Source organism: Bacillus sp. SM2101, from assembly GCF_018588585.1.
GTDB lineage: Bacteria > Bacillota > Bacilli > Bacillales > SM2101 > Nanhaiella > Nanhaiella sioensis.
In genome coordinates, this window is record NZ_JAEUFG010000009.1 from 136,450 (window position 1) to 151,024 (window position 14,575).

12 protein-coding genes are annotated in these 14,575 nt (G+C 33.9%); 9 read left to right on the forward strand and 3 right to left on the reverse strand.

What is annotated here, in order from left to right:
- On the forward strand, nt 1-459 hold the full coding sequence (locus JM172_RS10865) for an SRPBCC family protein (RefSeq protein WP_214482320.1): 459 nt from the start codon (nt 1-3) through the stop codon (nt 457-459).
- A 105-nt stretch (nt 460-564) separates the two neighbouring features.
- Here JM172_RS10865 and JM172_RS10870 read toward each other — a convergent pair whose 3' ends face one another.
- Complete coding sequence (locus tag JM172_RS10870) at nt 565-1,791, reverse strand: MFS transporter (protein WP_483297250.1); 1,227 nt, start codon at nt 1,789-1,791, stop codon at nt 565-567.
- 198 nt (nt 1,792-1,989) lie between these two features.
- Between JM172_RS10870 and JM172_RS10875 the strand changes: the two genes are divergently transcribed.
- Nucleotides 1,990-3,570, forward strand: coding sequence for an FAD-dependent oxidoreductase (locus tag JM172_RS10875; protein WP_214482321.1), 1,581 nt, complete (start codon nt 1,990-1,992; stop codon nt 3,568-3,570).
- Between the two features lie 331 nt (nt 3,571-3,901).
- On the opposite strand, the gene JM172_RS10880 is transcribed toward JM172_RS10875, so the two are convergent.
- On the reverse strand, nt 3,902-5,344 hold the full coding sequence (locus JM172_RS10880; protein WP_214482322.1) for a flavin monoamine oxidase family protein: 1,443 nt from the start codon (nt 5,342-5,344) through the stop codon (nt 3,902-3,904).
- Between the two features lie 413 nt (nt 5,345-5,757).
- Between JM172_RS10880 and JM172_RS10885 the strand changes: the two genes are divergently transcribed.
- The 4 genes from JM172_RS10885 (at nt 5,758) to JM172_RS10900 (ending at nt 8,797) form a co-directional block, all read left to right on the forward strand.
- Complete coding sequence (locus JM172_RS10885; protein ID WP_214482323.1) at nt 5,758-6,480, forward strand: AAA family ATPase; 723 nt, start codon at nt 5,758-5,760, stop codon at nt 6,478-6,480.
- 589 nt (nt 6,481-7,069) lie between these two features.
- The gene (purN, locus tag JM172_RS10890) at nt 7,070-7,741 is read left to right on the forward strand and encodes a phosphoribosylglycinamide formyltransferase (RefSeq protein WP_214482324.1); all 672 of its coding nucleotides are present in this window, start codon (nt 7,070-7,072) and stop codon (nt 7,739-7,741) included.
- A 50-nt stretch (nt 7,742-7,791) separates the two neighbouring features.
- Complete coding sequence (locus JM172_RS10895) at nt 7,792-7,959, forward strand: hypothetical protein (protein WP_214482325.1); 168 nt, start codon at nt 7,792-7,794, stop codon at nt 7,957-7,959.
- Nucleotides 7,960-8,572: 613 nt separating this feature from the next.
- Nucleotides 8,573-8,797: a hypothetical protein gene (locus JM172_RS10900; RefSeq protein ID WP_214482326.1), complete on the forward strand. Its 225-nt coding sequence runs from the start codon at nt 8,573-8,575 to the stop codon at nt 8,795-8,797.
- A gap of 34 nt (nt 8,798-8,831) precedes the next feature.
- On the opposite strand, the gene JM172_RS10905 is transcribed toward JM172_RS10900, so the two are convergent.
- Nucleotides 8,832-9,731 (reverse strand): ABC transporter substrate-binding protein, encoded by a 900-nt coding sequence (locus tag JM172_RS10905; protein ID WP_214482327.1) that lies wholly within the window; start codon nt 9,729-9,731, stop codon nt 8,832-8,834.
- Between the two features lie 743 nt (nt 9,732-10,474).
- On the opposite strand from JM172_RS10905, the gene JM172_RS10910 reads away from it, so the two are divergent.
- From JM172_RS10910 to JM172_RS10920, 3 genes are all read left to right on the forward strand, one after another.
- A complete protein-coding gene (locus tag JM172_RS10910) occupies nt 10,475-11,866 on the forward strand; it encodes a hypothetical protein (RefSeq protein ID WP_214482328.1) in 1,392 nt (463 codons plus the stop codon).
- A 326-nt stretch (nt 11,867-12,192) separates the two neighbouring features.
- Nucleotides 12,193-13,530, forward strand: a complete 1,338-nt coding sequence (locus JM172_RS10915) for an esterase/lipase family protein (protein ID WP_214482329.1) — start codon at nt 12,193-12,195, stop codon at nt 13,528-13,530.
- A gap of 281 nt (nt 13,531-13,811) precedes the next feature.
- Nucleotides 13,812-14,390 (forward strand): DUF6944 family repetitive protein, encoded by a 579-nt coding sequence (locus tag JM172_RS10920; RefSeq protein WP_214482330.1) that lies wholly within the window; start codon nt 13,812-13,814, stop codon nt 14,388-14,390.
- Nucleotides 14,391-14,575: the final 185 nt, after the last annotated feature.

Consider the following 14,575-nt stretch of genomic DNA (forward strand, 5'->3'; position numbering starts at 1 on the left):
ATGAAGTTATCATACCAGTTTTATATTGATGCACCACCAGTGAAAGTGTGGAACACACTTATATCACCTGAAGGGACTCGAAGTACGTTTTTTGGAAGTGAACTTAGATCAACATTTACAAAAGGAGAGTCTTTTGAGTATGTGGGACCGGGTAATGATGGAGAAAAAACAGTGCATGTATATGGTGAAATTTTAGCATGTGAACCAAATAAGTTGTTAAGCTTTATTGAACACCCTGGTCCATCATATCATCAAAATCATTCAGAACTTGAATCAAGAGTATCCTTTTCATTGCAACAAGTTGGAAAATGCACAAAACTAACATTAGTTAATGATCAATGGACAGAGAATCATCCAGCATATGAAAATGCACAACAACATTGGTGGATGATTTTGAGTAATATAAAAACATATACAGAATCAGGAAAAGCACTAGATTTTGGTGCACAGGAAATATAATTTACTTCAAAGGAGCTGTTTAATAAGTCTGATTTCTGACTTATTAAACAGCTCCTTCAGTTATTCAATATTATTAAGATTAAAATTAGCTTAAGCATTAGCTATTTAAATAGAATGATTTATCTCACGAACCTTACTGTCATTAGGTAACAACATAGCGATAATCCCGATTATTGGTAGGAAACTACAAAATATCATGACAACTTTAATATTAAACATATCAGCAAACGTACCTAAGAAAACAGAGCCAATCGCTCCCATTCCAAATGCAAGTCCGACAATTAAACCAGAAGCCATTCCGATGTTTTTTGGCATAAGCTCCTGCGCATAGACGACAGAAACACTAAAGCTTGTCATCATAATAAATCCAACAATTAAGAACATAGGCATAACAAACTGTATAGGAACATACGGTAATGCAATAGTAAACGGAACGATGCCTAGCATAGAAATCATAATAATATTCTTATTTCCAAACCGATCAGCTAGTGGTCCTCCAAATAAAGTGCCAATTGCACCTGCAATCATAAATGTAAATAAGTAAAACTGTGCTTCAGTTACAGACAAACCATAGTCTTCAATAAGGTAGAACTGATAAAAGCTTGAAATACCGGCATGGTACCAAGAACGAGCAAAGACAAAAAACACTAATAAAATCATAGCTGTTTTAATTTTGCTATTTAATTTATGCTTCTTTCGTTTAGCTTGAGTTTTTTTCATTGTGTGATAATTCATATGGCTTAACTGATTTTTATACCATGATGAAACAACAAAAAGTATACAAATCCCTATTATTGCTAAGATAGAAAAGATAAGACCACCTTTTTGACCGAAAGGAATAAGTATAAATGCGGTATATATAGGTGCCATTGCTTGGCCGGTATTCCCCCCCACTTGGTATATTGACTGTGCAAGTCCTCTTTTACCTCCAGCGGCCATCGAAGTTACTCTTGACCCTTCTGGATGAAAGATAGCTGATCCTAAGCCAATGAATAGTGCTGCGATTAAAATAAAGAAAAAATTTGAAAAAAGTGCTAGCCCCATTAATCCAAGTAAACTTAGGAATGTACCAAAGGGTAATAAAAAAGGAACAGAACGTTTATCTGCGAACGATCCAAATACTGGCTGCATGATCGAAGATGTCATATTTAATACGAAGGCTACCCAGCCAATTTGCGTATAAGTAAAATGTAAATTTTGTTCTAAGATAGGAAACATGGCGTAGACAACTGCTTGTAGTGAGTCATTAATAAAATGTCCAGCGCTAATTGCAAATAATACCCAATAGATGGGTGACATCATCATTGTTTTTGATTTAGTCAAGGTAGTCAAAATGTTCCACTTCCCGAATAGTATGATTGTCTACTTTACAGTAGATTGCTATTACCGTCAATGTATTCTAAAAATTAAAACATTCATTACAAAGCATATTTTATTTGGTTAAAAATAGCATCAGTTGTTGTATTTTTAAGAATAGTCATCAAATGGTAGGTAAACCTAATATTAAAAATTGTAGTAGGAGGATTCAAATTGACTTACAATGATGAAAACACAAAACTTCCTAAGTCTTCAAAGTCATTATGGATGAACTTTAATGATATGGAGGATTTTCCAGCATTAGATGAACATACAGAAGTTGATGTTGTTATCGTAGGTGGTGGTATAACAGGAATTACATCAGCTTACCTATTAGTGAATGAAGGCTTTAAAGTAGCTATTTTAGAAGCAGGTAAATTATTTAGTGGTACCACTGGGCATACAACAGCAAAAATTACTGCACAACACAGTTTAATATACGATAAGTTTATTCATAGTATGGACATAGGGATGAATAAAGCTAAATTATATTATGAAAAGAACAAAGATGCTTTAGCTTTTATTAAAGAAACAGTAGAAGAAAACAAAATCGATTGTGATTTTTGTGAGCAAGATTCATACATATACGCTACAACTGAAGAATATAGACGCAAACTTGAGAAAGAGGCGCTAGCATATGAAAAAATTGGCATTGAGGGTGGATTAGTTGATAATATACCTTTTAATATAACAATTAAAAATGGGCTTGTCATGAAGAACCAAGCACAATTTCATCCTGTGAAATATTTAACTCATCTAGTACAAGTTATCATCGAAAAGGGTGGACTTATTTTTGAAAACACTACTGCTGTCAATATTAAGACAGGGGATAAACCATCAGTTCTTACTCGGGAAGGGGCTAGTATAACAGGAAACTATATTTTGTCATGTTCGCATTTCCCGTTTTACGAAGGTGCTGGTTTGTATTCTACGAGATTACATGCTGAACGCTCGTATATCATAGCTGTAAAAGCTAAAGATGCATACCCTGGAGGCATGTATATTAGTGCTGATCAACCAATACGTTCACTTCGTTCGGCAACTATAGCTGGGGAGGAAATGATTCTAATTGGTGGAGAAGGGCATAAAACGGGCGAAGGAAAAAGCACGTTAGCACATTTCAATGCCTTGGAGAAGTTTGGGAATGATGTTTTCGACATAGAAAGCATCGCTTACCGTTGGTCTGCACAAGATTTATATACATTAGACAATATTCCATACATTGGAGCTGTAACTTTAAGTCAGCCAAATATTATGATTGCAACAGGTTATAGAAAATGGGGCATGACAAATGGAACAGTTGCAGCTTTGTTATTTAAAGATATACTCTTGAAGAAAATAAGAGTCGATGAGCATATGTTTGGCCCATCTAGATTTCATTTAAATCCTAGCTTGAAAAACTTCTTAGTTGATAATGCGAATGTTGCAGGTCATTTAATTAAAGGTAAACTTGAAATCTTATCTAAAGATGCTAGTGATTTATCTACAGGGGAAGGGGCTGTCATTACAGTCGACGGACATAGAAAGGGAGCTTATAAAGATGATACAGGTAAGCTACATATTATAGATACAACTTGTACACATATCGGTTGTGAAGTTGAATGGAACGATGGGGAGCGTTCATGGGATTGCCCATGTCATGGCTCGAGATTCTCATATACTGGTGAGGTCATTGAAGGACCAGCTGAAAAACCGCTACAAAAGTATGATTATAAGATGATTGACAATCTCACATCAGAGGATTCTGGTTATTAATTTTGACATGCAGTGCATTATGCAATCGTGGCTATCGATTTATTACGCTTAATCTAAGGCTCTTTTCATAGGACTTGTATTTGAGTATGTATTATATGACTTTATAGACTTTAGAGTGGAAAAGATATGATGAATGTTAGTTATATTTGTGTCCAGCTCTCATTAAGAAAAGTAGCAATAACTGTGAAATCAGTCCACTTGAAAGACGGTAATAACCTGTAATTATGTAAGCAGATCAATGAAAGGAAAACTTCTTTAGAATATTCATATTATATCAAAACGATTAAATGAGGGAGTAAAAATAGAGCTTATGCTAGAAGTATTGTTGTAACTATTTAGGTAAATCATTCACTTCGTGTGCGACCCGAATTCCAGATTCAATTGCTCCTTGCATCCAACCGACAGTTTGGGTCGTATGTTCACCAGCAAAGTGTACTTTTCCTTCGGGTGTAGGGATAGAGGGTGCCAATGAATATTCTTGGCCAGGATCAAATGCTGTAAAAGCTCCTGAAGAATATGGATTCTGGCTCCAGCTAAAGGAAGATCCAGAAACGAATTCAAGGAAAACCTGTTGCCCATATATTTTTGCTAAATCTATTAAAGCATATTGAATCCGTTCTTCTTCACTTAAGCTATCCCATATTAATGCCTCATCCGCCCATGTATAACTCGCTAAAACAACTGCATTCCCTTTCGTTCCAATACCATAACTGGGGTAATACGAAAAGCGTATTGGTAAATCTGTAATCGACTTACCTCCATATTGAGCTGCATATTCCCAAAATCGACTTTTAAACTCAATAGCGATTTTTGTTGAAGGCATATAGTTAAGTTGCCGAATGGCTTTTCTTTTTTCATAGGATAAGGAATCATAAGGTTCAACCTTCACAAAGCGTAAGGTTGAAAAGGGTACAGTCACGATTGCAAGATGACCTGTAAAAGTGCTTAGCGTTAAATTTTTTTGATGAAGAGTTTCAATACCTACGTTAAATTTTCTATTAATGATTTTTATCATTTTTTGATTAAATAGAATATCGCTTTTTAATTGTGTCAGAAATGCTCGTGGTAAATAATCCATTCCACCAGTTATCTCATAATAACGTATGTTTGCGGTGAAGAAACTCATTTTTCGTAATACTTCGATTAAAGATACGCCAGAAAATGCTTTTAAATCAAGCATGGTATCAATCATATCAATTGCACCATATGAAAAATAAGATTGTAGGAGGAAACCAAATGAATATTTTCGGTATTTTTTTTCTGCTATTTTCCAATTTTTCTCTGGATTTTGCTGAATAAAATTGACAATTGGTTGAAGGGCTGAAAGCAACAGTTCTACTGCAGTTTTACCACTTTCAGTTTCATCCAAAGGATAGTTTAAAATATGTGGGTTACACTTAACCGTACTCAAGGTAGTATGGGTCCCATTTATATAAATTTTGTCCAACGGGGTTTGATTTATAAATAGATTTGTAGGCAATTTAAACTTGTTAATATAGCTTAAGACAAATCGATGATTTTCAGGAATCCGCATAGAACCAGTATTAAAATATTGAGAACTACTAAATGGAGAACGTAACGTATGTACACGACCTCCAACTCTATCATTTCCTTCTAAAATGGTCACTTTATGTCCAGCATTTTTTAATAATGATGCTGCAACAAGCCCTGCTAACCCTGCTCCGATAATAATAATGTGTTTAGGTATATGTGATTTTTTTAATCCAGCTGATATAATATGAAGCATTTGATCGTCAGATAATTTGGGTTTCATTTATTCGCATCCCTCTCTCCTTAGTGTTGTTATTTAGAGTTCTTTCGTAAGCTTTGGTGCCTCTGTTTCTTATTTGAAGAGAAAGTTTGCCACACTAGTCACCTTTGAAAGGGTAGAGAAGTATGTGTGCGTTTATTTCTTAGAACTATAAATAACAATCAATTGGAAAACAGAGGTATTTTATTGAATAGGATGCAACAATGTACAAATGTGTAAAAGCACCGCTTAGCGCAACAAATTCTTTCTTAATAAAAATTAGTTAAATGAACAATAGTGTGCCAACATCAATGAGTACCTTCCTATTGTTACTAGGTTTATGTATCTTGAAGCCTTGTCTCTGTTCATTTGATACTGCTGACTATGGTAAAATGAACTCTCACATATGTAATGGAATAATTAAAAGGGAGAATATCATGTATCTAAGAGAATTAACTTTCTTAAAAGAAAAAATTGGAGAAAAAGCTAACTATCCCCTTAACATACAAGCATTTCGATCAATGGAACAAATCCGTTTTGAGAGTAATGTCACTTTTTTTGTCGGTGAAAATGGGTCAGGAAAATCAACTTTGCTTGAAGCAATTGCTGATAAATGTGATTTTCATACTGCAGGTGGGAGTAGGAATAATATATATGAGGTAGATGCATCGCAGTCACATTTAAGTAAATACATTCGTCTTTCTTGGCTTCCGAAAATGACTGATGGATTTTTTTTAAGAGCAGAAAGCTTTTATCATTTTGCAAGTTACTTAGATCAATTAGCAAGAGAGGATAGAGCTTATCATTATCAGGGATATGGGGGGAAATCATTACACGAACAGTCTCATGGTGAATCATTTCTTACTCTATTTACAAATCGGTTTGATCGCAAAGGGATCTATTTGTTAGATGAACCTGAAGCAGCTTTATCTCCTACACGGCAGCTATCATTATTAAGTATAATTCATGAACTACAAGAATATTCTCAATTTATCATTGCAACACATTCTCCGATATTATTGGGATTCCCAAATGCACAAATTCTTTCTTTTGATACTTCACCAATAAGCACAATTGATTATGAACAAACGAGCCATTATCAAATTACGAGAAGATATATAGAAAATCGAGAGTTTTATTTTAAGGAATTGTTTGATTAATAGCTAATAAAGGGGTACATCTATTGGATGGTCTAAAAACTGCAAATGATAAATACGCTAATTTATCATGACACGAATATCGCATTTCACCTGATTCCATCACCAATATCGTATCTTTCTTTTATTAATGAACTAGTGTTTTAACAAGAAGCTTTAGACAACGGATCAAGTGTTTTTGAAGTTGGTTATTATCAAAAAGTACTTGTTGAAACTCAATGAAGCAATATTAAAAGTGTATATAAATATTTATTTAAAACCGACAAATAGCATTTATGTTCAAAGCACTTATTATTTACATAAGCTTTTATCGTAAATTTTGTTGCTGCGGTTAGCAAAGTTGAACTGAAACATATGGTTATATACCTTGGTCACCTTTTTAGAAAAGTGTAAATGCCACGAACTCAAGTAGTGTAGCTGTTTAAATCTCAATAAGAAAAACAATAATTGATGGCAAAACACCCTTTACAAAAAACAACAGGTTATTTCTATAAATATACCAATAAAGGTAAAAATACCCTGTCAATACTAGGATATTGCTGGTAAACTAACAGTGGAATGATATAGTCAATCTCATCATTGTAAGTTCGTTATGAAATTAAGTGAAGTTTCTATGTGGGGTGTATCTAACATGCAAATTAATCAAGAGCCGAAGGTAGAAAAGAAGTTATTACAGGTAGGGTTTTTAGCTTCTCACGGTGGTAGTAATATGAAATCAATTGTAGAAGCGATTAAAGTGGGGAGCTTATCAGCAAATGCGAGTGTTGTAATAAGTAATAATAGTAACTCAGAAGCTTTGAAATTTGGAAGGAGAGAAGGGGTTCCGTCATATCACATTAGCAACAATACTATTAACGACTCAACAAAGCTGGATTTACATATTAGAGATACCTTGGTGAAGCACGGTGTAGACCTTGTCATTTTAAGTGGGTATTTAAAAAAAATAGGTCCAAAAACATTAGAAGCTTTTTCAGGAAGAATTATTAATATTCATCCATCTCTATTACCGAAATACGGTGGAAAGGGTATGTATGGGAATAACGTTCATAAAGTGGTATTAGGGGCTAGAGAAACGGTTACAGGGGTGACTGTTCATATCATCGACGAAGTTTATGATAAGGGAAAAATATTAGCACAACGTAAAGTTGATGTGTTAAAACACGATTCTGTCCATAGCTTGGCTAAGAGAGTTTTTCATTGTGAAAAACAATTTCTTCCGGAGGTCATACAAAGCATACACTTTGGCAACATAAAATTACCTTAATCCGAACTAAATCGTATCGTACAGGATTTAAGAAAGGAGAAGTGAATATTGTGGAAATAGTAATATATGTACTATGGCTAGTTATTATATTTACTGTCTTATCTTTTATGGGTAATGTTCAAAAGCACTTAATGACAATCATTGAAAAGCAAGAGGAGCAAAATAAATTGTTAAGTGAACTAAACAAAAAGCTAGAATATGAAAGACTCAATGAATAGCGAGATTTTTCTAGTACTTAAATATCCTTCCTTTCATTAAATAGAAAAAAATATCGATATCAATACGTTATCATCCTGAATTAAGAGTAAGTGCTACAGTTATTCCTCTCGAAAAAGTTGTAGATAGTTAGTGTCAATATATATATAAAAGTAAGTTGTGGATGCATTTAAATTTATTTCCTACTATAAAATTACCATTCAATTGTAAAGATCCATAAGTTGTCCCCAATGAGAGTCAACAAACAGTAATTGTAGCTTTGAAAGTATTGTTACTTCAATATAAATATATGATCCCCTATTTTTTGAATATAATAAGGTTTTATGCTCAGTTTTTGAGTATCCTATTTGATTTATAGCTGTTTGCGCATTAATGTTGCTTTTCGAAATATGAATACCCCTTTATCCGATGATCATTCCTGAAATCTTTGCTTCTATAATATGATATTAATCTTCTTTTTTACTGTGGTAAATTTGTATACATATGAACAGAATTTACGAAAAGATTTGTTTTTTAACGATTGGAAACGAATGTCTTTTTAACTTGCTTCCTTTATATATTATTTTGTATAGATTTGTCTAGAACACAAATGATATACGTAAAGGAGGTGGGTCCATGCCTAAAAAAGGAATGAGTTTTGAGGAACATTCATATCATACAAACCCTACTAGCCAAGATGGAATTCTAAATGATACAACGACCAACTCTGGTGCCTCAATTGGAGTTAGTATGGAAGTCGATAAACTGAATCAAAATAATAAAAATCCGTTTCATTTAGACCCTAAAAAAGAAGAAAAGGCGGAAATACAGCAAGAGGGGGTCAGACCCCCAGTGATTTAATGTGGCGAACAGTTGGGGGATAAACCCCAACTATTTATATCTTAATATATTTTCTTGTAAGATGTTTAGGCATTGAGATTATGTCTGAATGAAAAAGAGCTGCCAAAAGCTCTACACCATCTATTACACCGATGCTAGGTTGTGTAAATAGATTTGGGTCAACTAGGTAAACATTATTGTTATTTACAGCTCTCAGCTGTTTCCAACCATCTAGTTGTTGGAGTTGTTTTACTTCTTCAACGGCCTTTTTCCGATCATATCCGCACGGTGAAATAATTATTATTTCGGGATCATATTGTTTTAGGTCCTCCCACTTTATGGGGTTAGAGTGCCCTTCATTCTTTGCAAAAATATCATCTCCCCCAGCTAGGTGTAATAAATCTGGAATCCAATGACCCGAGTTATAAATTGGATTTATCCATTCCATGAAAAAAACTTGACTATTTCTTCTGTTACTTTCCATCAATTTTCTTTGAATTTGATTAAGCCTATCCTTATAATCTTTAACTGCATCTATTCCTTTTTGTTCAGAACCCAGCTCATTAGCAACTGTTATGACATTGTCAAAAATATCGTTAAGATTTTTTGGAATAAGCGGTACAATTTTTGGCTGCTTCGATAATTGGTATATAGCCTTTTCTACATAGGATGTTCCGATTTGGCAAACGTCACAAACGTGTTGAGTGAACATGATGTCGGGTTCAATTTGTTCAAGTAATTCTTGATCTATATAATAGAGCGATTTTTGTTCTTCCATATATTCAGAGACAGTTTCATTAATTTCTGAAGAGGTCAATTGGTTATCTTCTAGTACTGATCTAACTACTTTTGGTTTAGAAGATGGGCACTCAAACGTAACCCCGCTTAAAAACTGATCTAAGCCTAAACTATTAATCATATGGGTTGCTGCTGGAACACAGGATACAACTTTCATAAATATCTTCCTTTCAAAATACTACTATTGATTAGTAAACTTTATCGTATTTAGGATGTGACCATATTGACAGGTCTAGATTGGACGAATTGGTAGCTTTTATGCTTAAGAGATAACATGTATTCAATTTACATACGACATTTTTTTAGCTATTATACAATGTCAATTTGATAAACCACTATCTAATTGTTCAACATTAGTTAAGGCACTTTTCAAAAACTTTATTGCTGCTTCATTTAAATTTAAGTAACTTATGCGTATTTTACGGTTTTTAAGTATCTAAAGATGAAAAGATGTCCCGAACGTTAAAATATTCGTGTTCAGCTCTTATTACGCAAAGCACCAATTAATTTGCTGCGAAAACGACAGTGGTAAGGGCTCTTTTCAAAAACTGTTTCTTTTTTTGAATTTGAGCAACTGGTGTGTATTTTTTATGATTGTTCAAGTCTTTAAAGATGAAAAGATGTCCCGAACATTAAATATATACGTGTTTAGTTCTTATTACGCAAAGCAACAATTAATGCTGAATCTAAGCATTATTTAAAATAGCAATTTTTTTTCGACAAGAGATTAATAAATTCTATTAGGATAATATGTAACAAGTTCTAGTAGATGAGGACTACATCTCAACAGAATTTGTGTATTATTATACTTTATTTTATCACTATTTATAAGAATAATCCCCATACCAAAGAGCACCTTAGAGTCATAGAATACATTATGACATAAATGGGGGGAATAAAATGAGAAAACAAGTATGTAAGTGTCTACAAAACGTTGAAGAGACATTAATTAAAACAAAACAATTTACATTAAATCCGAATACATCTGGCAGTGTTGAGAAAGAGATCCCTTTGTCACCACAATTTCTCCAATTAGCAGAGCTGCAGCTAAAAGATGTAAGAATGACAGACAAAGTATCTATTCATGCAACTGTTGGTTCTAGAGTAGAAGAGGGAAGTGGAGACACAGATATAATTTATAAAGTTTATAGAAATGTGATTAGTGAAGCCAATATTATATTTAGTGGTAGAGTTGAATTAGATGATAATCAGAATGATTTTAGCATTGATAGCTTTTTTCATGTGGATATAAATCCGTCATTGGGCAATGTGAAGTATATCCTTACCGTTGAGCTTATAGAACAAAGCCAAGAGCAGGTTTTTGTAGTTGGTCCTATTACTTTCGTTATAGAGCAAATTAGAGCAGAACTAAAAAGCAAATGCATGTGTACTCAAGCTGTTAAACAGACAGTTGTAGATTTAAATCACATAGTTTTATCACCGAACGAGTCTGGAAGCTTCAAAGATGGGATGATTCCTGTAGGACCAATGTTTTTAAGGCTGGCAGAGTTATCTTTAGATCAAATAAGACCAAATGATATTGTTCTCTTGAAGACTACCGTAGGTACAGAAGCGCTTATGCAAAGTCCAATATTGTTGTATAAAATATTTCGAAATTCGGTTAATGATGCTAATCTCATTTTTAGTTCAAGAACGGAAATAGATGAAACATTTCAAGATGAGTTTAGTATTGATAGCTTCATTCATGTAGATATTAAACCAACATTAGGAAAGGTAAAATACATCCTAACTGTTGAGGTTGAAACATCTTTTAATGACGAAGCTTCTGTAGTAGGACCACTATCTTTTGTGATTCAGCAAATTAGAACAGAGCAAAGTGGTAAATGCACATGTAACCTAGCTTCCAATATAGAGCTAGTCGATGTGAATCAGTTCGTATTACCAACAAATGTATCTGAGAGTATTATGATGGACATAGGTATGGACCCACTGGAATTAGCACGTTCATCTTTTGAAAAAATAAGACCGAGCGACATGATCGTAATAAATGCTACCGTTGGAGCAAAAGTTTCAGATGGTGGAGGTAATCCTGATTTGTTATATAAGGTGTATAGGAATTCTATCGTTGCTTCTAATCTTATCTTCAGTGCTAAAAGTGAACTAGATGAGGGTGGTAATGATTTTGCGATAGATAGCTTTACTCATGTAGATACAAAACCGACGCTAGGTAAAGTATCATATATACTAACAGTTGAAAACATTGAAGCTAATACACAAGCACAAGTCATTGGACCTATCACATTCAAGTTAGACCAGTATAGGAAAATATAAATTTGTAATTAATGATATCTTAGACTAGTATTTAACAATTCTAGTCTTACATAACAACTACTAGTTCGAAAATAATGTTTGACTTGTTACATCAATATCTACAATTCTAGTATAAATTGGACAAACATAACATTATATACATAATGTAAACAGTTAAAATATAACATTAATGTAAAAATATAAAATATTGATAGTTGTATAGGACTACAAGTATTAAAAGAACAACTAGAACTATCGATTCTATAAAGGAAATATTCAATATAAATATTGACTATAAATTTCAAAGATGTTAAATTTTAAAAAAATTCAAACAATAGAGGTGTGCGATGAAAATATTTAGAATGATTGTTTTATTTGTTATTAGTGTCGTTCTTTTTGTAAGCCCTTACAATGTTGGCGCTGAGCAGATTTCCTCATTCAAGAATAGTAATTTTACAACTCTTAGTGATCAATTAACTGACCCACAACCATTTCCTCAGAATCTATTACCAAGTGAGAAAAGCTTAGCTAGGATTAATCATTACCCAATTGTACTAGTTCATGGATTAGTAGGGTGGGGACGTGATGAGTTATTAGGTTTTCGATATTGGGGTGGATTAACGGATATTGAAAAAGATTTAAATTCCTATGGTTATGAGACATACAGTGCAGCAGTTGGACCATTTTCAAGCAACTGGGATAGAGCCTGTGAGTTGTTTGCCCAAATCAAAGGAGGAACAGTTGATTACGGTGAGGTACATTCACTTGAGCACGGTCATGATCGTTACGGTAGAACATATAGTGGTTTTTATCCTGAATGGGGAGAGGTGAATTCCACTACTGGAGAGGTGAATAAAATACATTTAGTTGGTCATAGTTTAGGCGGTCAAACGATTCGTTTATTAACACAGCTGCTGGAACATGGGGACGAAAATGAATTAGCTGTATCAGATTCAAACGACATATCATCTCTTTTTAAGAAAGAGACTTCTTCAATGGTTAGTAGTGTGTTTACTATATCTTCTCCGCATGATGGATCTACAGCTACAAGATTAGTAGACAGTTTTTTTCCAATGACAAAGGAGATAATAGCTTTAGCAGCAAGTTTAACAGGAAAAACTGACAATATTCTATATGACTTTAAGCTAGATCAATGGGGACTAAAAAGAAGAGAAGGGGAAACATTTGAAAGCTATGCTAATCGTGTATATAACAGTTCTATTTGGAACGATACGAAAGATACTGCAGAATGGGATGCCAGCCCAGAAGGTGCACGTGAAATAAATAGCTGGGTATCAGCACAACCTAGTACATATTATTTTTCAGTTTCCACGGAACAAACTTACCCATCTATATGGTCAGGAAATCATAAACCTGAATTATTTATGAACCCAATATTATACGTTCTTAGTGATTTTCTTGGAAAATATACAGAAAACGGTAGTATTACTATTAATAGTGACTGGTGGAAAAATGATGGTGTAGTCAATACAAATTCAATGGATGGACCAACATTAGGATCCACAGACGAGATAGTATTTTACGAAGGGTTACCTGAAAAAGGGGTATGGAATTATTTGGGTGAATTCAATTCGACAGATCATATTGATATTGTTGGTATTGGCTTATATGACGTACGTAGTTGGTATCGTTCTGTTGCTGATTTGTTAGGCTCCTTACAGTAATAAGAATGCCCAATCCCCAAGCCGTGAGCAATTAGACTTTTATTAATTAACCAAGGATGTCCTTGATTGTTGATCATCGTATAAAATAAGGCTTAAGGTTCCTTTGGGTCTGTGAAGCGATGGACCATCTAGCTATTAATTATGTTGAATTTGTAACAAAATAAATAATAGGAAACGTATTGAAAAAATTATACGATCGGTGTAGGCCTTGCTCCATAACAATTTATATCACTTGAATACAATGAATGTATCAATGTTTTTAGAACGGTGGTGCAAGGCGGGTGGTGACTGAGGGGAAAGAATTAGAAGTTCTTGGTGCGTGGATTCAAGTTGTTGGGAGTGTTATAGCTGCAATTGGGCAATCTGGACGGGTTGATGAACAAGCCGTTAATGACCAACTTATTGTGCTAGGAAATTCTTTAAAAGCTGTAGGGAACTCTTTTAGAGCTATAGGAAGAGAAAAACAACAACTAGCTGAAAATATCAAAGGTAATGATTTGATTATTTTTGGGAATTGGTTACTAGCAGGAGGGTCTGCTGCAAGTGCTGTAGGTGCTGCAATGATGGAGGCACAAAATGAAGATGAAGGTTTGCAAATTGGAGTGATTGGTAATAGTGTACAATCACTCGGGGCTTCATTCGGCGCAGTGGGTGCTGTTTTTAGGTCATCAGATCTGTTGGCTCTAGGAAATAGCATTCAATCTTTCGGTGCGGCTCTGTTAGCAATTGGTATTCTTTACATAATAAATGGCAAAGAGAAAATGGGAAGAATTTTGTCAAGTTTAGGTAGTTGGCTTCAAGCTATTGGAGCATCTATTACAGCGATTGCACTTACTAAAACGTTAAACAATAATCGTTAATTTCTTTATATAGCTAGCTTATTTTTAACAGTGCGATTGAGGTTGTTTAAAATAAGGATAATTTTCATAAAAGCTTCTTTGACTATTTTCGTATTCTTGGTTGCTTTATTCTCATAAATTTAAATATCTGGTGAATATTGAAATGATTGACCGAATTTTAGTTGTGTACGTGTTTTCCCTTACTT